This is a genomic window from Massilia eburnea (genome assembly GCF_009720745.1).
Lineage (GTDB): Bacteria > Pseudomonadota > Gammaproteobacteria > Burkholderiales > Burkholderiaceae_D > Rugamonas > Rugamonas eburnea.
Window position 1 is genome coordinate 33,822 of sequence record NZ_WNKX01000022.1, and the last position, 16,456, is coordinate 50,277.

General features: G+C 61.8%; 20 protein-coding genes. 3 read left to right on the forward strand and 17 right to left on the reverse strand.

What is annotated here, in order from left to right; genetic code table 11:
• Positions 1 to 282: 282 nt before the first annotated feature.
• Positions 283 to 564: an RnfH family protein gene (locus GM658_RS22770; protein WP_155456357.1), complete on the reverse strand. Its 282-nt coding sequence runs from the start codon at positions 562 to 564 to the stop codon at positions 283 to 285.
• Complete coding sequence (locus GM658_RS22775) at positions 557 to 988, reverse strand: type II toxin-antitoxin system RatA family toxin (protein ID WP_155456400.1); 432 nt, start codon at positions 986 to 988, stop codon at positions 557 to 559. Before GM658_RS22775 ends, GM658_RS22770 begins: the two co-directional genes overlap by 8 nt.
• A 67-nt stretch (positions 989 to 1,055) precedes the next feature.
• On the opposite strand from GM658_RS22775, the gene smpB reads away from it, so the two are divergent.
• Both smpB and GM658_RS22785 read left to right on the forward strand, forming a co-directional pair.
• The gene (gene smpB, locus GM658_RS22780) at positions 1,056 to 1,505 is read left to right on the forward strand and encodes an SsrA-binding protein SmpB (protein WP_155456358.1); all 450 of its coding nucleotides are present in this window, start codon (positions 1,056 to 1,058) and stop codon (positions 1,503 to 1,505) included.
• 38 nt (positions 1,506 to 1,543) lie between these two features.
• Positions 1,544 to 2,086: a FlgO family outer membrane protein gene (locus GM658_RS22785; RefSeq protein WP_155456359.1), complete on the forward strand. Its 543-nt coding sequence runs from the start codon at positions 1,544 to 1,546 to the stop codon at positions 2,084 to 2,086.
• On the opposite strand, the gene GM658_RS22790 is transcribed toward GM658_RS22785, so the two are convergent.
• The 7 genes from GM658_RS22790 to ppsA form a co-directional block, all read right to left on the reverse strand.
• Entirely contained in the window at positions 2,067 to 2,912 is an 846-nt protein-coding gene (locus tag GM658_RS22790; RefSeq protein ID WP_155456360.1) for an NAD-dependent protein deacetylase, read from the reverse strand. The genes GM658_RS22785 and GM658_RS22790 overlap by 20 nt on opposite strands.
• Positions 2,890 to 3,138, reverse strand: a complete 249-nt coding sequence (locus GM658_RS22795) for a DUF1272 domain-containing protein (RefSeq protein ID WP_155456361.1) — start codon at positions 3,136 to 3,138, stop codon at positions 2,890 to 2,892. The genes GM658_RS22790 and GM658_RS22795 overlap by 23 nt, the downstream gene beginning before the upstream one ends.
• 10 nt (positions 3,139 to 3,148) lie before the next feature.
• Positions 3,149 to 4,234, reverse strand: coding sequence for a hypothetical protein (locus GM658_RS22800; RefSeq protein ID WP_155456362.1), 1,086 nt, complete (start codon positions 4,232 to 4,234; stop codon positions 3,149 to 3,151).
• The gene (locus GM658_RS22805; protein ID WP_155456363.1) at positions 4,231 to 4,653 is read right to left on the reverse strand and encodes a DUF4259 domain-containing protein; all 423 of its coding nucleotides are present in this window, start codon (positions 4,651 to 4,653) and stop codon (positions 4,231 to 4,233) included. Before GM658_RS22805 ends, GM658_RS22800 begins: the two co-directional genes overlap by 4 nt.
• Before the next feature lie 166 nt (positions 4,654 to 4,819).
• Positions 4,820 to 5,740, reverse strand: a complete 921-nt coding sequence (locus GM658_RS22810; protein ID WP_155456364.1) for an SPFH domain-containing protein — start codon at positions 5,738 to 5,740, stop codon at positions 4,820 to 4,822.
• Between the two features lie 13 nt (positions 5,741 to 5,753).
• Positions 5,754 to 6,173, reverse strand: a complete 420-nt coding sequence (locus tag GM658_RS22815) for an NfeD family protein (protein ID WP_155456365.1) — start codon at positions 6,171 to 6,173, stop codon at positions 5,754 to 5,756.
• 70 nt (positions 6,174 to 6,243) lie between these two features.
• Positions 6,244 to 8,670 (reverse strand): phosphoenolpyruvate synthase, encoded by a 2,427-nt coding sequence (gene ppsA / locus GM658_RS22820; RefSeq protein ID WP_229417028.1) that lies wholly within the window; start codon positions 8,668 to 8,670, stop codon positions 6,244 to 6,246.
• A 153-nt stretch (positions 8,671 to 8,823) separates the two neighbouring features.
• Here ppsA and ppsR point away from each other — a divergent pair, with 153 nt between their 5' ends.
• Positions 8,824 to 9,669 (forward strand): posphoenolpyruvate synthetase regulatory kinase/phosphorylase PpsR, encoded by an 846-nt coding sequence (gene ppsR, locus GM658_RS22825; RefSeq protein ID WP_155456366.1) that lies wholly within the window; start codon positions 8,824 to 8,826, stop codon positions 9,667 to 9,669.
• Positions 9,670 to 9,672: 3 nt separating this feature from the next.
• On the opposite strand, the gene GM658_RS22830 is transcribed toward ppsR, so the two are convergent.
• The 8 genes from GM658_RS22830 to GM658_RS22865 all read right to left on the reverse strand — a co-directional run bounded on the left by GM658_RS22830 (position 9,673) and on the right by GM658_RS22865 (position 16,414).
• Positions 9,673 to 10,872: an EAL domain-containing response regulator gene (locus GM658_RS22830; RefSeq protein ID WP_155456367.1), complete on the reverse strand. Its 1,200-nt coding sequence runs from the start codon at positions 10,870 to 10,872 to the stop codon at positions 9,673 to 9,675.
• A gap of 28 nt (positions 10,873 to 10,900) precedes the next feature.
• A complete protein-coding gene (locus tag GM658_RS22835; protein WP_155456368.1) occupies positions 10,901 to 11,686 on the reverse strand; it encodes a TrmH family RNA methyltransferase in 786 nt (261 codons plus the stop codon).
• On the reverse strand, positions 11,683 to 12,300 hold the full coding sequence (rnhB, locus tag GM658_RS22840) for a ribonuclease HII (RefSeq protein WP_155456369.1): 618 nt from the start codon (positions 12,298 to 12,300) through the stop codon (positions 11,683 to 11,685). Before rnhB ends, GM658_RS22835 begins: the two co-directional genes overlap by 4 nt.
• A gap of 132 nt (positions 12,301 to 12,432) precedes the next feature.
• Positions 12,433 to 13,587, reverse strand: coding sequence for a lipid-A-disaccharide synthase (lpxB, locus tag GM658_RS22845; protein ID WP_170298928.1), 1,155 nt, complete (start codon positions 13,585 to 13,587; stop codon positions 12,433 to 12,435).
• Complete coding sequence (gene lpxA / locus GM658_RS22850; protein WP_155456370.1) at positions 13,571 to 14,362, reverse strand: acyl-ACP--UDP-N-acetylglucosamine O-acyltransferase; 792 nt, start codon at positions 14,360 to 14,362, stop codon at positions 13,571 to 13,573. Before lpxA ends, lpxB begins: the two co-directional genes overlap by 17 nt.
• Before the next feature lie 5 nt (positions 14,363 to 14,367).
• A complete protein-coding gene (gene fabZ, locus GM658_RS22855) occupies positions 14,368 to 14,829 on the reverse strand; it encodes a 3-hydroxyacyl-ACP dehydratase FabZ (protein WP_155456371.1) in 462 nt (153 codons plus the stop codon).
• A complete protein-coding gene (gene lpxD, locus GM658_RS22860) occupies positions 14,826 to 15,881 on the reverse strand; it encodes a UDP-3-O-(3-hydroxymyristoyl)glucosamine N-acyltransferase (protein WP_155456372.1) in 1,056 nt (351 codons plus the stop codon). The genes fabZ and lpxD overlap by 4 nt, the downstream gene beginning before the upstream one ends.
• Before the next feature lie 20 nt (positions 15,882 to 15,901).
• Positions 15,902 to 16,414, reverse strand: coding sequence for an OmpH/Skp family outer membrane protein (locus tag GM658_RS22865; RefSeq protein ID WP_229417029.1), 513 nt, complete (start codon positions 16,412 to 16,414; stop codon positions 15,902 to 15,904).
• Between the last annotated feature and the right edge of the window lie 42 nt (positions 16,415 to 16,456).

Sequence of the window (16,456 nt, forward strand, 5' to 3'; positions counted from 1 at the left end):
CGGCCATGAGCGGCAATGACCCTAGTCAGCAGCAGTAGCTTGACCACGAAGTCCGCATTACACGGCTTGAAGAAGCCGTTATACACATTCAGGCCACGTGCTGTCGAATTGAGGCTGCGCTCAAGACTTGCATCGCGAACAAATAGCCCTGCGCGACAGCCTTGAGCGCCAAATGGAAGCCCTGCGCCAGGAATTTCACCGCGACCGCCGCTTCTCGGCAATGCTCTTCCTGGCGACACAACTGGCCGTGGTTGGCGCGTTGCTGCGGCTGGCCGGCGTGTTTTAAGCCTTCTTGGCCCGGCGCCGCCGGGCATCTTTCGGGTCAGCGATCAGGGGGCGGTAGATTTCGATACGGTCGCGGGCCCGCAGCACGGTATCCAGGGTCTTCTTCTTGCCGTAAATCCCGACCGGCATGGTCACCAGGTTGATCTCCGGCGCATCCTGCAGGATGCCGCTCATTTCAATGGCCTGGCCGATCGTCGTGCCCTCCTCCACTTCCAGCGCATACAGGATGGGCTGCGACGCAGGCGCGAAACACAGCGTAATCTTGATCCGTTCAGCCATAGACGGTCTCGGCGCGTTTGCAGAAGGAATCGACCATGCTGTTGGCGATCATGCTGAACACCGAGCCAATCACCTGTTCCAGCAACTTGCTGGAAAATTCGTAGTGCAAGTCCAGTTCGACCTTGCAGGCGTCTTCGCGCAAGGCCTTGAAAGTCCAGGTGCCATCCAGGGTTTTGAAGGGGCCGTCGACCAGCTTCATGCGGATTTCACTGGATGGCGTATTGGTATTGGACGTGGTGAAATGCTGCTTCACACCATGGAAATTGATCCCAACGCTGGCGACAACATGGTTCTCACCCCGTTCGCGGACATCAACTCCGCCACACCAGGGCAAAAATTTGGGATAATCCTCGACCTTTGCCACTAAATCAAACATTTGCTCGGCGCTGTATCCCAGGAATACCGACTTGTGCACTACTGCCATTGAGTAACCGTTTGCTATGATGTTGTCCAAAGAACCCGTAGTTTAACAAACCCACGCATTTTTACCCATGTCCATTGCCGATAATCGCAAAGCCTTCCACGACTACTTCATTGAAGACAAGTATGAAGCCGGGATCGCGCTCGAAGGCTGGGAAGTCAAGGCGATCCGCGATGGGCGCGTTCAGATCAAGGAAGCTTACGTTACCATCCGCGATAACGAACTGTACCTGTTTGGCGCGCACATCAGCGCCCTGCCTACCGCTTCCACCCATATTCACCCGCAAGCCGTGCGTACGCGCAAGCTGCTGCTGCATCGCGCCGAAATCGATAAACTGGTAGGCAAGGTCGAACGCGCCGGCTACACCCTGGTACCGCTGAACCTGCACTTCAAGGGCGGCCGCATCAAATGCGAGATCGGCCTTGCCAAGGGCAAGAAGCAGCACGATAAGCGCGCCTCGGAGAAGGACCGCGATGCCAGCCGCGAAGTGCAGCAGGCAATGAAGCAGCACCGTCGCTGATATTTCCAATTCGCAACACCGGTGAAAGGAGATCGTTCATGCGTGCCTTCGCTGTAGTACTGCTTCCCCTGGCACTGGCAGGCTGTGCCAGCTGGTTCGAGAAGCCAAAGGAAATCAATTACGCCACGACCGAGCAGAACCAGTTCATTGCGGCCAGCTACCAGGCTGCCGATGCGTTGTTGAAGCAGCTTTCTGGCCGCGTGGTCGCCGGCAAGCCGCTGATCGTCGCAACCGTCGTGAACATCGATGCGCTGGACCAGAGCTCCACGCTGGGCCGCCTGGTGTCGGAACAGGTGTCGACCCGCATGGCGCAAGGCGGCCTGCAGATGCTGGACATGAAGCTGCGCAACGCGCTTTACATGAAGCGGCAGCAAGGCGAAATGATGTTGACCCGTGAAGTCGCCGACGTCGCGCGCACGCATGATGCACAGGCAGTGGTGGCGGGCACGTATGGCGAGACCAGCGACGCCGTCTTCATCAACATCAAGGTGGTGCAGCCGCAAACCAATCAGGTGCTGGCTGCCACCGACTTTGTGCTCGCCAAGGATGCCGTGGTGCGCTCTATGCTGCTGACACGCTGAGCAGCTCCACCAGCTTGGGCAGGACCTCCTGCGCGGGCAATTCCAGTTTCAGCGAAATCAAGTCGTCTGCGCGGGTTCTGCCCGCATTGATGGCGGCGATTGGCTTGCCGGCCGCCGCAGCCATCCGGCAGAAGCGGAAACCGGAAAACACCATCAGCGAGGAACCGACCACCAGCAGCGCATCGGCCGCCTCCATTTCGGCCAGTGCCTGCGCGGTACGCGCCTGCGGCACATTATCGCCAAAGAACACCACATCGGGCATCAGCACCCCGCCGCACGCCGCGCAGGCCGGGGCGCGAAAGTCCTCCAGCGCATCGGGCTCGACGGCCGCATCGCCATCGGGCAAAGGCTGCGCCAGCACATTTGCCAGTTCCGGATTGTCGCGCTCCAGCTGCGGCTGCAGGCTGGCGCGCTCGTAACGAGCCTGGCATTCAAGGCAGACCACGTGGTGCAGGTTGCCGTGCAATTCGATCAGCCGCTTGCTGCCGGCGCGCTGGTGCAGGCCGTCGACATTCTGCGTGATGACGCTGTGCAGGTGGCCGGCCGCTTCCAGTTCGGCCATGGCCCGGTGGCCGGCATTGGGTTCGGCGCGCGACATGGTCGGCCAGCCCACCATGCTGCGCGCCCAGTAGCGGCGGCGCACGGCTTCGTTGCGGCGGAATTCAGGACCCTGGATAGGCGTGCGGCCGCGCCGTACGCCATCCTTGTCGCGATAGCCGGGAATGCCGGAGGCGGTACTCAGGCCGGCCCCGGTCAGGGCCAGAACACGCCGGTGGCGGCCGAGGAAGCGCGCCAGGTCGGCTTCAATCGAGACCAGAGCATCCATTGGGCTTGAAGATTCGCTCGGCGGACGCCGGGTATTTGTCCAGCTTCGACGCAGCGCGGGTTGGACGCGGAGCGAAGTCGCCACCGCAATTCGGGCATTTGCCATGCAACTTGTTGTCGACGCAATCGGCGCAGAACGTGCATTCGAATGAGCAGATCAAGGCGTCTTGCGCGCCGGGCGGCAAGTCCTTGTTACAGCATTCGCAGTTAGGGCGCATTTGCAGCATATGGGGCTCCTTAGCGGTAACTCAGGGCGTTCAGCAAGGTGCTGGTGGTGTCGGCATCATCCAGCGCCTCATTGGTGGGGCGCGCGAAGGTGCGTTCGCGGATGCGGCTCAGGCGCTCGATCAATTCCTGCCTGGGCAGGCGCGATTGCACGATGGCGGCCGGGTCGACGTTGTCATACTTGCCGTTGCTGGCCTCCAGCGCATCAAGTTGGCGCCGCACTTCCGCATCGGACAAGGTCCCCTTGCCTGCTTGCGGCATTGGCGGCTGCGCGAGTTTCTCCCGCAGCGGCGCCAGGAAAGCGCGGCCTTCCGGCGACAACGCCCGCGGGCTGAGCGCCAGCACAGCCATGCGCCCCTGCGGCCCGCCTGCACGCACCAGGAAGTTGACCGCGCGCGTGAACACCTCCATATCCGGGCTTTGCAGCAGCGGCGCGACGGCAGGCACACTGTCCGGCGAACCGGCCAGCAGCAACACGTCCAACACCGGCTTGGCCAGCGCCGGATCGCGCAGTTGGTCGGCCAGATGGCGTTCGCCGGCCAGGCCGAATTGGCCGTACAGAAGAGCACGGACACCGCTTTCCTCAATCGAACTGCCCTGTTGCGGCAGCGGCAACGTGACGGACTTGCGCAGGAAGATGCGGTCGAACAAGGGCAGCAAGCGAGGATTGCGGCTGGCGGCTGCCGCATGCATCAGGCGGAATAGTTGCGGACCGTCGAGCAGTGCATCCGGATTGATCGCCAACGCAGCCTGGGTCGCGAGCGCCTTATCCGTTTCCGCGCCATAGGCCAGAAGGAAGCAAGCGGCATCCAGCAAGAGCTGCTGGCTGGGGCGCGGCGAGCGCAGTTCGGCGGCCAGTTCCCGGCGCAGCAAGGGGGTGGCATCGTCCCGGTAGTCGCCGAAATAGCGCCACGCTGAATCAAGCTCGCGGCGCTGGGCGCCCGCTGCGGACGCATTGGCGGCGGCAGGCATGGCACGGATCTGCGCGATGCGGGCAGAGATGGCCGCATCGAGCGCGGCATCGGCTGCCAAGGCAGATGATGCAAGGCCCGCGGCCATCGCAGCAGTCACCACCGAGTTCAAGAAGAAGCGCTTCATGCCGACAACCTGCGCTGCAAATCGGCCACCGAAGCGTGCCACTCCTCGTAATGCTCGCTGTCTTCCCACAGTTCGCGCAATTCGGAAGCGTCGGACAGCACCAGCGCCAGCGCGCGAGCCGCCTTCTCCGCGATATCGGCGCGCGGCTTACTCAATTTAGCCTGCACATCAGCGACCCATTGATCGACAGCGGCGGAATCTTCATCGCTCGCCCCGCCCTTGCCTTGCAGGCGCGACCAGGTTTCCACCGCAGCCAACGCCTCAGCGCCAAACGGCGCCTCCAGGTACTCGGTGGTCTCCGCCTGGAGCACGTTGTTCAAGGTGTCCTCGATAAAATACAGGTCCCGTGATTCCTGCAGGTCCTCCACCCAATCCTGCGCGAAATCGTTGCCATACGGTCCAACAGCCCAGGTTCCCAAAAGCGCCTCCTGTTCAATATAAGGTCGCATTGTACGCAATTACGGTCCAGCCCGTGTCCCACCCTGGGGTCACACCCGAAATGGGACACGAGCTCGGCCAGGATGCGGTTGAGCCCGTGTCCCGATTCGGGTGTGACCCCATGGTGGGACACGGGCTCAGCCGCAGTTATTTCTGGGTCTTGACGACTTGCAGGGCGGTGGCGATCAGGCTGCTCATGTCGCCGACGTTGGCGGGGACGATCAGGCTATTGTTGGTCTTGGCCAGATTGCCGAAGGCGCCGACGTATTGCTCGGCGACTTTCAGGTTCATCGCGGCTTCGCCACCGGGCTGCTGGATAGATTTGCCCACTTGCGTCAGGGCGCCAGCTGTCGCTTCTGCAATCGCCAGGATGGCGGCGGCTTCGCCTTGGGCGCGATTGATGGCTGCCTGTTTGTCGCCTTCGGAACGGGCAATCGCTGCTTCGCGTTCGCCGGTGGCGATGTTGATCTGTTCCTGCTTGCGCCCCTCGGAGGCGGCAATCAGGGCGCGCTTGCCGCGTTCGGCCGTGATCTGGGCCTGCATGGCGTGCAGGATCTCCTGCGGCGGCGTCAGGTCCTTGATCTCGTAGCGCAGTACCTTCACGCCCCAGTTGGCAGCCGATTCGTCGATCGCATTCACCACCGTGGAGTTGATGTGGTCGCGCTCTTCGAACGTCTTGTCCAGCTCCATGCGGCCGATCACGGAACGCAGCGTGGTCTGTGCCAGCTGCGTGATCGCGGCGATGTAGTTGGAGGAGCCGTACGAGGCGCGCATCGCGTCCGTCACCTGGAAGTACAGGATGCCGTCCACCTGCAGCTGCGTATTGTCCTTGGTGATGCAGACCTGCGACGGCACGTCGAGCGGAATCTCTTTCAGCACGTGCTTGTAGGCGATGCGGTCGATGAACGGCACCACAATATTGAGGCCGGGCCCCAGCGTGGCGTGGTATTTGCCCAGCCGCTCAACCACCCAGGCGTGCTGCTGGGGCACCACGTTGATGGTCTTGAAGACGAACACCAGCGCTACGATAAAGATGACCAGCGTGACGGTGCCAAAACTGATTTCCATTCACTTCTCCTTGTTATGCGCCGACGATCAGTCGGCTGCCGCGAATTTCGCGGATCTTGAATACGCCTGGCGCGGCCACCTCTCCCGGCGCGAGTTCAACGTCCCACTGGGCGCCGCGATACATGACGCGTGCAAACCCGTCCTGCCAGGCCGGCACATTGATGGACTGGCCCACATCCATGTTGACGTCCGGGTTGGCGGAAGCTGGCCTGCGCTCGATTTTGCCGAAGCGGCTGCGGCGCAGCAGCAGCGTTCCGATGGCCGCCACTATCGCTGCCACCAGCATCTGTCCCGGCATGTCGATGCGCAGCAGCGAGATCAGCGCGCCCGCGCCCATGCCGATGGCGATCATCAGCAGGTAGAAGGTGCCGCTAAACAGTTCGGCGATGACCAGCACGCCCGCGCCAATCGCCCACAGCATCCAATCAGCCATCACAACCTCCCAAAGTAAAAAACCCCCGCGGCCGACAAGGCCACGGGGGTTTCAGCCGCTTATCGGCAGCTTATTTTTGCATTTCTGCCAGCTTTTGCCAAGTGTCGATGACCGAGTCCGGGTTCAGGGACATGGTCTCGATCCCCTGCTCCATCAGCCAGATCGCCAGGTCAGGATGGTCGGAAGGACCCTGGCCGCAGATGCCGATGTACTTGTTCAGCTTACGGCAAGCCGAGATGGCCATGCCCAGCAGCGCCCGCACCGCAGGATCGCGTTCGTCGAAGTCGGCAGCCAGCAGCTCCATGCCGGAGTCGCGGTCCAGGCCCAGGGTCAGCTGGGTCAGGTCGTTGGAACCGATCGAGAAGCCGTCGAAGTGCTCCAGGAACTGCTCCGCCAGCACGGCGTTCGACGGAACCTCGCACATCATGATGACGCGCAGGCCGTTCTCGCCGCGTTTCAGGCCGTTCTTGGCCAGCAGGCCGACAACCTTTTCCGCCTGGCCCAGGGTACGCACGAACGGCACCATGATTTCGACATTGGTCAGGCCCATCTCTTCACGCACGCGCTTCATGGCGATGCATTCCATCTCGAATGCAGCGGCGAAGTCCGCCGACAGGTAGCGCGCAGCGCCGCGGAAGCCCAGCATCGGGTTTTCTTCGTCCGGCTCGTAGCGGGAACCGCCGATCAGCTTCTTGTACTCGTTCGACTTGAAGTCGGACATGCGCACAATGACTTTCTTCGGCCAGAAGGCCGCGGCGATGGTGGCGATGCCTTCGGCCAGCTTGTCGATGTAGAACTGCTTAGGCGAAGCGTGGCCCCGTGCGACCGATTCCACTGCCTTTTTCAGGTCGGCGTCGATGTTCGGGTATTCCAGGATCGCTTTCGGGTGCACACCAATATTGTTATTGATGATGAACTCCAGGCGCGCCAGGCCCACGCCGTTGTTCGGCACGGACTGGAAGTCGAAGGCCAGCTGCGGGTTACCCACATTCAGCATGATCTTGGTCTTGATCGGCGGCAGTTCGCCGCGCTGGACTTCGGATACTTCGGTTTCCAGCAGGCCGTCGTAGATCTTGCCTTCGTCGCCTTCGGCGCAGGACACGGTCACGAAGTTGCCGTCTTTCAGCACGTCGGTCGCGTCGCCGCAGCCCACAACCGCCGGCACGCCCAGTTCACGCGCGATGATCGCAGCGTGGCAGGTACGGCCCCCGCGGTTGGTGACAATGGCGGAAGCGCGCTTCATCACCGGTTCCCAGTTAGGGTCGGTCATGTCGGCAACCAGCACATCGCCCGGCTGTACGCGTTCCATTTCGCTTGGATCGCGGATCACGCGCACGGGACCGGCGCCGATCTTCTGGCCGATGGCGCGGCCGGAAGTGAGCACGGTGCCGGTCGACTTCAGTTTGAAGCGCTGCTGCGCTTCGTGCGATTTCTGCTGCGATTTCACGGTCTCAGGACGGGCCTGCAGGATGTACAGTTTGCCGTCGCGGCCATCTTTGCCCCACTCGATGTCCATTGGGCGACCGTAGTGCTTCTCGATGATCATGGCGTACTTGGCCAGTTCGACGATTTCGGCGTCGACCAGGGAGTAGCGGTTGCGCATTTCGATAGGCACGTCGACGGTCTTCACGGAACGGCCAGCCTTGGCCTCGTTGGTGAACTCCATCTTGATCAGCTTGGAGCCGATATTGCGGCGGATCACGGCGGACTTGCCCTGCTCCAGCATTGGCTTGTGGACGTAGAATTCGTCCGGGTTCACGGCGCCCTGCACCACGGTTTCGCCCAGGCCGTAGGAGGATGTGATGAAGACCACGTCCTTGAAGCCCGATTCGGTATCGATGGTGAACATCACGCCCGATGCGCCGGTGTCGGAACGCACCATACGCTGCACGCCGGCCGACAGCGCCACTTCGGCGTGGGTGAAGCCTTTGTGCACGCGGTAGGAAATCGCGCGGTCGTTGTACAGGGATGCGAACACGTGCTTCATCGCTTCCAGCACGTTGTCGATGCCGACCACGTTCAGGAAGGATTCCTGCTGCCCTGCGAACGATGCGTCAGGCAGGTCTTCCGCGGTGGCGGAGGAGCGCACGGCGAACGAAACTTCGGTGCTCGAATCGGCCACCAGCTTGTCGTAGAAGGCGCGGATTTCGGCTTCCAGACGTGGCTGGAATGGGGTATCGACGATCCATTGACGGATCTCGGCGCCGGAAGCTGCCAGGGCGCGCACGTCGTCCACGTCCAGGTGTTCCAGGCGGTCGGCGATACGCTGGGCCAGGGATGGGCCGCCGTCAACGCTGTGCGACAGGAAGTCGCGGAAGGCTTGGGCGGTGGTTGCGAAGCCGCCAGGCACTCGCACACCCGCACCAGCCAGCTGGGAGATCATCTCGCCCAGCGACGCGTTCTTGCCGCCGACGGATTCGACATCCGTCATGCGCAAATTCTCGAACGAGGCAACATACACCCCGTCGGATTGCTCCTTCATTACTGCGTTAGTCATAAAGACACCTTTTTGATGATAAAAATCTTTACGCAGGTGCGCGTGGCATCGTTCTTGTCATTCTTGGCGCCGTGCAGCACAATCTTACTGTTGGCAAGCATTTTACAGCCTGCCGAGCAAATTGACGATTCATACATTGGAAAAGCTTTTTTGATGCCACAAGATCAACGTTTATTGCCGGCTTCGAGCCGCACCGTCTTTTTTGTCTCTGACGGCACGGGCATCACTGCCGAAACCTTTGGCCACTCGGTGCTGACGCAGTTCGACCTGCGCTTCCGCCAGATCCGCCTGCCCTTCATCGATACCTGCGACAAGGCCTATGATGCAGTGCGCAAAATTAACGAGATCGGGGCCGAGGATGGCGCCAAGCCGATTGTCTTTTCGACATTGGTCAAGGCTGAATTGTCGGAGGTGATCCAGCGCGCCAACGCCATGCACATGGACTTGATCCAGACTTTTGTGGCGCCGCTGGAACAGGAACTGGGCGTCAAATCAACCCACACCATCGGCCGTTCCCACAATGTGGTCGACAGCGAGGAATATAAGAACCGCATCGAGGCGATCAACTTCTCGCTGGCGCACGATGATGGCCAATCGAACATGAACCTGTCGTCGGCGGACGTCATCCTGGTCGGCGTGTCGCGCTCGGGCAAGACCCCTACTTCGCTGTACCTGGCCATGCAATATGGCGTGAAGGCGGCGAATTACCCGCTGATTCCCGACGATTTCGAACGCGGCAAGCTGCCGTCGGCCCTGTATGCCTACAAATCGAAGATTTTCGGGCTCAGTATCGAGCCGCAGCGCCTGTCGGAAATCCGCAATGAACGCCGCGCCGGCTCCAAATACGCTTCGCTGGAAAACTGCCGCTACGAAGTGAACGAGGCGGAGGCCATGATGCGCCGTGAAGGCATCCGCTGGCTGTCCTCCACCACCAAGTCGATCGAAGAAATTTCGACCACCATCCTGCAGGAAATCAAGCCGAATCGCTCGGTCTACTGATTGTCAGAAGAAGCTCTTCCAGTCGTGCAGCCAGCCGGGGATATCCTCGACCGGCATGGGATTGGCGATATAGAAGCCCTGGGCGTAGGCGCAGCCCAGGCCTTGCAGGAAATCCCAGTCCTGCCTGGTTTCCACGCCCACTGCACAGGCGCGGCGTGACAGGCTGGTCGCCAGTCCCAGGCAGGATTTCAAGACTGTGCTGATGGCGCGCTTGCGCGAGGCGCCGTCCACGAAGCTGCGGTCGATCTTCAACTCCGAGAACGGGATGGCAGCCAGCAGCTGCAGGTTGGAGCGCCCGGTGCCGTAGTCGTCGATGGCCAGGCCGAAGCCCATCATGCGCAGGCGCAGCAGCCTTTCCAGGAAGTGGGGATTGGTGGTCAGCACCGAAGCTTCCGTGATCTCGAATGTCAGGTAGTCCGGCAAGATGCGGTGGCGCTCAAGGCAGGCTGTGATCTGCGCGACGAATTGCGGGTGTGCCAGCGTGCCCGGATCCACATTGACCGAGAACGAAATCGGAATGCCTTGGTCGTGCAGGCTGCGGCAGGCGGCCACCGACTTTTCGATCATGCACCAGTCGAGGAAATCGACGCGGCGTACCCTTTCCAGCACCGGGACGAAGGCCGACGGCCCCAATACGCCAAATTGCGGGTGGCGCCAGCGGGCGAACATTTCCAGCCCTTTGACGGCGCCGCTCTCGAGTTCAATCTTGGGCTGGAAGTAAGGGTCGAACTCGCGCCCCTGCAGGCCGCGCCCTACTTCGGCAAAGGTGAACTCCGGATGCTGCGGTTCGGGCTCCGGCTCGGTCGATGGCTCGATATAGTGGGCAATCATCTCCTGCAGGCGCGCCGAACTGAGTGGCTTGGTGGAGCTGCCAAGGACTTCGATGCCGTAAGCTTCGGCCATGGTCTCCACCGAGAACAGCACGTCGGCGCTTTGCGAGGACAGGATGATGACGCCGGCGCGGCAGTGGAATTGCGCGAGGCGCCGAATCACTTCCAGCCCATCCATGCCGGGCAGCGACAGGTCCATCAGGGCGATGTTGGCCGGGGGATTGAGGCCGGTTTCCAGCAGGCGCAGTGCGCTCAAGCCGTCCGAGGCCATGGCAATGTGTTGGGCGCCCAAGTGACGCAGCATGCCGGCCAGGAGTTCACGCTGGACAGGCTCACCTTCGGCGACCAGGAAATGCAAACTTGCGATTTCCATAACACCTATTCCAATCTGAGTATTCTTATTACCCCAGATTCTGCCTTACTTGCTCGAAAAAGCATACCGCCGCGCAAGCCGCGACATTCAGGGATTCGACGTTGCCCAAGTGGGGCACAATCACGCGATGGGTGGCGCCATTCAGCAGTGTGTCGGACACGCCCTGCCCTTCGTGGCCGAAAATCCAGGCCACCGGGCGCTTCAGGTCCAGCTGGTAAAGCTGTTCCGCCGCGTAGCCGCTGGTGGCCAGGGTGGCGATCTGCGCCCCCTGCACCAGCGCCGGCAAGTCAACGTTTTCGTAGATATCGAGCACAAAATGGGCGCCCATGGCCGCGCGCAGCACTTTCGGCGACCAGCAGAAGGCGGTGCCGGGGGCGCAATAGACTTCCTTGACGCCCGCCGCAGCGGCGCTGCGCAGGATGGAACCGACGTTGCCCGGGTCCTGCACGTTATCCAGCAGGACGGCGTTGACGGACAGGGCGTGCGGCACGTCCTTGTTCGGCGTCTCGATCAGGAACATCAGGCCGACGCCATGTTCGACCTGGCTCACCGCATGGTAAAGCTGGTCGCTCAGGCATAGCACGTGGGCGTGGTCCGCTTCCAGGCGGGCGATGATGGCGGCGACTTCCGGGTTCTGCAGGGCGCCCTCGGCCACGATGGCTTGTTCAGGGTGGCCACGCAGTTCAAGCCAGGTTTCGCACAGGTGCACGCCATCGAGCAGGCTGCGGCCAGCCTTGCGGCGCGCCTGAGAATTGGTGGCGAGCTTGGAAAGTTCTTTGTATTGCGCGTTGTCGCGCGAGGTGATGTGCTTCATAGGTCGCGCTCCAGGACTTCACGGACCGGCGCAAAGCTGCGGCGGTGCACCGGCGAAGCGCCATGCTCGCGCAGGCGCTCCAGGTGCAGCGCGGTGCCATAGCCCTTGTGCTGGTCGAAACCGTATTGCGGATATTTCTTGTGCAGCTTGACCAGGGCGGCGTCGCGCGCCGTCTTGGCCAGGATGGAGGCAGCGGAAATGGATTCGATCTTGTCGTCGCCATCAACGATGGCAATGCTCTGGATGCGCATGACCGGGCACTTGTTGCCGTCGATGAGCGCCAGAGTCGGCACGGTCGACAGTGCATACACGGCCCGCCTCATCGCCAGCAGGCTGGCCTGCAGGATGTTGAGGCGGTCGATTTCCTCCTCCGAGGCTTTTGCCACGGCCCAGGCAATTGAATGCGCACGGATCAGCGGCGCCAGTTCATCGCGCTTTGCTTCATTCAGCTTCTTGGAGTCGCGCAGGCCCGGAATGGGACGTTCGCGGTGCAGGATTACCGCAGCAGCGAACACAGGACCGGCCAGCGGCCCGCGCCCCGCTTCATCGACGCCGCAGATGATCTCCTCGAGGGAGTATGGAAGGTCATCAAACAGACCGGATTGTTGGACCATTGCTCTATTTCTTTCTACTGCCCAGTCCGTGTCCCACCATGGGGTCACACCCGAAATGGGACACGGACTCGGCCGCGGGCGTTGCCGAGCTCGTGTCCCATTTCGGGTGTGACCCCAAGGTGGGACACGAGCTTATCTGTTGATAACCTTGAGGACTGCTGCGGCGCCTTCCTGGGCGCTGTTTCGCAGCAGGCTGTAATGCATGTCGGTGAAGCGCTGCACCAGCTGCAGGCGGTGCGGCGCGTCGCTCAGTTGTTTCCACATGGCGTCGGCCAGCGTTTGCGCTGTCGCGGCATGCTGGATCAGCTCTGGGACCAGGGTTTCTTTTGCCAGGATATTCGGCAGGCCGATCCACGGCTGGTAGGCCATGTGCTTCATGATATGGTACGACGCCGCCATGATTTTGTATGCAATCACCATCGGCTTTTTGAACAGCGCCACTTCCAGCGAGGCGGTGCCCGATGCCACCAGTACGGCGTCGGCGGCGCAGATCGCCGTGTGGGACTGGCCGTCCAGCACCATCAGCTCGACGTCCTGCAGCCCGGCTTGCGCCACCAGCTCCAGGAAGCATTTGCGCTGTTTTTCGCCGGCCATCGGCACCACGAATTTGAGCGAGCGGTCGCGCTGCAGCAGCAGCTTGCAGGCGCCGATGAAGGCGACGGTGTTGTACTTCAATTCGCCCATGCGGCTGCCCGGCATCACGGTGACGACGTTGGCGTCTTCCGCCAGGCCAAGCTGGCGCCGCGCGGCCGCTTCGTCGGGCTGGATCGGGATCACTTCGGCCAGCGGGTGGCCGACATAGGTCACGGGCACGCCGGCCGCCTGGTAGATCGCTTCCTCAAAAGGAAAAATCACCAGCATATGCGACACGGACTTGATGATTTTCTTGATCCGGCCGCCGCGCCAGGCCCAGATCTGCGGCCCGATGTAGTGCACGGTCGGGATGCCCGCTTCACGCAGCTGCGCTTCCAGCCCCAGGTTGAAGCCCGGATAGTCGGCGCCGATGAAGCAGTCCGGCTTTTCAGCCAGCAGCTGGTCGCGCAGGGAATTCTGGATGCCTTTCAGCTCGCGGTAGCGCGGAATGACTTCAAACAGTCCGCGCACCGTCAGCTTATCCATCGGCCACTGCGACTCGAAGCCATGTTCCATCATGGCCGGGCCGCCGATGCCGTGGAAGCGCGCATCGGGCAGATGCAGACGCAGGCCGCCCAGCAGGCGGCCTGCCAGCAGGTCGCCGGACGGTTCGCCGGCGACGACTGCAATCGATACGTCAGCGGACGATGCCACGGGTGGTCGTATCGAGGAACTCGCGCATGGAGCGCGCGGCCGCTGCGCAGTCTTCCGGCAGTTCGGCTTCGGCGGCGATCATGGCAGCCTTGGCTTCGTCCAGCGTCAGGCCCGAGCGGTACAGAAGCTTGTAGGCGTTGCGGATGGCGTTGATCTGCTCGCGGGTGAAACCGCGGCGTTTCAGGCCTTCGATATTGACGCCGTGGGCCGCTGCCGGGTTGCCGTTCAACAGCACGTATGGCGGGACGTCCTGGGTCAGGCTGGTGCTCATGCCGACGAAGGCGTGGGCGCCGATCTTGCAGAACTGGTGCACGTTGGCGAAGCCGGACATGATCACCCAGTCGCCAATCTCCACGTGGCCCGCCATCTGGGCATTATTGGAGAAGACGGTGTTGTTGCCGACGATGCAGTCATGCGCCAGGTGGACGTAGGCCGAGATCCAGTTGTTGTTGCCCAGCTTCGTTACGCCCTTGTCCTGCACCGTACCGAGGTTGAAGGTGCAGAACTCGCGGATGGTGTTATCGTCGCCGATCTCCAGGCGGGTCGGCTCGCCATTCCATTTCTTGTCCTGCGGCGCGGCGCCGATGGACGAGAACTGGAAGAACTTGTTGTTCTTGCCGATGGTGGTGTGGCCCTCGATGACCACGTGCGGGCCCACCACGGTATTCTCGCCAATCACCACGTTCGGGCCAACGATCGTGTATGGGCCGATCTCGACGCCCGCGGCCAATTCGGCCTTGGGATCGACAATCGCTGTTGGGTGGATGGTCGCCATGCGTGTTACTCCACGGAGCGGATGGTGCACATCAGCTCAGCTTCCAGCGCTACCTGGCCGTCGACCGAGCCGACCGCCTTGTATTTCCAGATGCCGCGCGCATTGCGCACGATTTCCACGTCCATCCGCAGCTGGTCGCCGGGACCTACCGGGCGCTTGAAGCGCGCATTGTCGATGCCGACGAAATAGACCACCGAATTCTCGTCCGGCTTCAGGCCGATCGATTTGAACGACAGCAGCGCGGCGGCCTGCGCCATCGCTTCGATCATCAGCACGCCAGGCATGACTGGCTTGTGCGGGAAGTGGCCGTTGAAGAATTCTTCGTTCGCGGTCACGTTCTTGATGGCGGTGAGGGTCTTGTTTTCCTCGTAGTTGAGAACACGGTCTACCAGCAGCATCGGATAGCGGTGCGGCAGGTAGGACTTGATCTCACAGATGTCCATCGTCTTGTTTTCGGTAGTAGTCATGATTCTTCGTTTTCGCTTTTAGTTTTAATGGTCTTTTCCAGCGTGCGCAGTTTTTCGCGCATGGTCGGCAGGTTGCGCACAATCACAGCCGATTTCTCCCAATCGCTGTGCTTGGCAATCGGATAGGAGCCCGAATACTGGCCCGGTTCGGAAATCGAGCGCGACACCAGGGCGCCGCCCGAGATATTCACCTTGTCGCCGATGTTGATGTGGCCGACCACCATCGCGGCGCCGCCGAACGTGCAGTACTTGCCGATCCTGGTGCTGCCGGCGATGCCGACGCAGGCCGCCATGGCGGTGTGCGCGCCAATATGGATATTGTGGGCGATCTGGATCAGGTTATCCAGCTTGACGCCGTCTTCGATCACGGTGTCGGCCAGCGCGCCGCGGTCGACGCAGGTATTGGAGCCGATATCGACATCATCGCCCATCACCACGCGCCCCACCTGCGGGATGCGCACGTAGACGCCGCCGTCGTTGGCGAAGCCGAAACCGTCGGTGCCGATCACGGCGCCCGAATGGATGATGCCGCGCTTGCCGATCACGCACTTGGCGTGGAAGGTCACGTTGGCGAAGAAGTGCGTGCCCTCGCCGATCTCCGCCTCGCGGCCGATATAGCAGCCGGCGTCGATCACCACGCCAGGGCCGATCACGGCGCCCGCCTCGACCACCGCTTTCGGGCCGATGTGGGCGCTGGGGTCCACCTTGGCTGCAGGGTCGACCCACGCCGTCGGGTGCACGCCGGCCGGACGCACGTAGGCAGTCTGCGCCTCGAACATCTGCGCGGCACGGGCGAAGTACACGTAGGGGTTCTTGACGACGATGCGGGCGCCTTTATAGGTCTCCGCCACGAAAGCGTCGTCGTTGGCGTGGACAATCAGGGCGGCCGCCTGGCTTTGCCCCGCCTGTTCGCGGAATTTGGTATTACTGAGGAAGCTGATTTGCGAAGCGCCTGCATCGGTCAACGGTGCGATCCCCGAAACGACAAGTTCCGGGTCTCCCACAAGTTGACCGCCCAGGCGTTCGACCAGTTCACCTAGTCGAAGGCCCATGTTCAATCCAATCTCGTTTGTTATTTGTCCAGCGCTTCCAGCACCTTGGCGGTGATGTCGATGCGCGGGCTGGCCCACACAGCGTCCTGCAGGACGATGTCGTAGCCTTCGGTAGTTGCCAGCTGCTTGATGATCTTCGTCGCCTTTTCGGCGATCGCGGCACGCTCTTCGTTGGTGCGCTGGTTCAGGTCTTCGCGGAACTCGCGCTGGCGGCGCTGGAAGTTCAGGTCCGCCTCGTAGGCTTCGCGCTGCAGCTTGCTGCGTTCTGCCTCCGGCTTGGTGGCGCCTTCCTTTTCCAGCTTCTCGGCAGCTGCCTTGGAGCGCATCGCCAGTTCCTGCAGGGCCTTTTCGCGGCTGGAGAATTCTTCGCGCAGCTTGTTGTCGGCGGCTTTCGCCAGCTTCGACTCGTTGTAGATGCGTTCGGCGCTCAGCCAGGCAATCCGGGAGGACTGCGCCTGCGCCGGTGCCGTGGCCATGATGCCCAGCGCCATAACAGCAGCGATTTTGCTCAGCGTAGCGGTGGCAGTCTTCAACTTGATTCTCCGTCCAAATAAGTTGCTTTGTTGCACTTTTTG

What these genes read in the sequence shown, in the direction of transcription:
- GM658_RS22810 (WP_155456364.1), bottom strand. Translation starts at nt 5,740, where the DNA reads ATGGAAATCAGTTTTGGCACCGTCACGCTGGTCATCTTTATCGTAGCG.
- smpB (WP_155456358.1), top strand. Translation starts at nt 1,056, where the DNA reads ATGTCCATTGCCGATAATCGCAAAGCCTTCCACGACTACTTCATTGAA.
- lpxA (WP_155456370.1), bottom strand. Translation starts at nt 14,362, where the DNA reads ATGGCGACCATCCACCCAACAGCGATTGTCGATCCCAAGGCCGAATTG.
- ppsA (WP_229417028.1), bottom strand. Translation starts at nt 8,670, where the DNA reads ATGACTAACGCAGTAATGAAGGAGCAATCCGACGGGGTGTATGTTGCC.
- GM658_RS22790 (WP_155456360.1), bottom strand. Translation starts at nt 2,912, where the DNA reads ATGGATGCTCTGGTCTCGATTGAAGCCGACCTGGCGCGCTTCCTCGGC.
- GM658_RS22785 (WP_155456359.1), top strand. Translation starts at nt 1,544, where the DNA reads ATGCGTGCCTTCGCTGTAGTACTGCTTCCCCTGGCACTGGCAGGCTGT.
- lpxD (WP_155456372.1), bottom strand. Translation starts at nt 15,881, where the DNA reads ATGGGCCTTCGACTAGGTGAACTGGTCGAACGCCTGGGCGGTCAACTT.
- GM658_RS22795 (WP_155456361.1), bottom strand. Translation starts at nt 3,138, where the DNA reads ATGCTGCAAATGCGCCCTAACTGCGAATGCTGTAACAAGGACTTGCCG.
- fabZ (WP_155456371.1), bottom strand. Translation starts at nt 14,829, where the DNA reads ATGACTACTACCGAAAACAAGACGATGGACATCTGTGAGATCAAGTCC.
- GM658_RS22775 (WP_155456400.1), bottom strand. Translation starts at nt 988, where the DNA reads ATGGCAGTAGTGCACAAGTCGGTATTCCTGGGATACAGCGCCGAGCAA.
- GM658_RS22835 (WP_155456368.1), bottom strand. Translation starts at nt 11,686, where the DNA reads ATGAAGCACATCACCTCGCGCGACAACGCGCAATACAAAGAACTTTCC.
- rnhB (WP_155456369.1), bottom strand. Translation starts at nt 12,300, where the DNA reads ATGGTCCAACAATCCGGTCTGTTTGATGACCTTCCATACTCCCTCGAG.
- GM658_RS22770 (WP_155456357.1), bottom strand. Translation starts at nt 564, where the DNA reads ATGGCTGAACGGATCAAGATTACGCTGTGTTTCGCGCCTGCGTCGCAG.
- GM658_RS22830 (WP_155456367.1), bottom strand. Translation starts at nt 10,872, where the DNA reads ATGGAAATCGCAAGTTTGCATTTCCTGGTCGCCGAAGGTGAGCCTGTC.
- GM658_RS22815 (WP_155456365.1), bottom strand. Translation starts at nt 6,173, where the DNA reads ATGGCTGATTGGATGCTGTGGGCGATTGGCGCGGGCGTGCTGGTCATC.
- ppsR (WP_155456366.1), top strand. Translation starts at nt 8,824, where the DNA reads ATGCCACAAGATCAACGTTTATTGCCGGCTTCGAGCCGCACCGTCTTT.
- GM658_RS22800 (WP_155456362.1), bottom strand. Translation starts at nt 4,234, where the DNA reads ATGAAGCGCTTCTTCTTGAACTCGGTGGTGACTGCTGCGATGGCCGCG.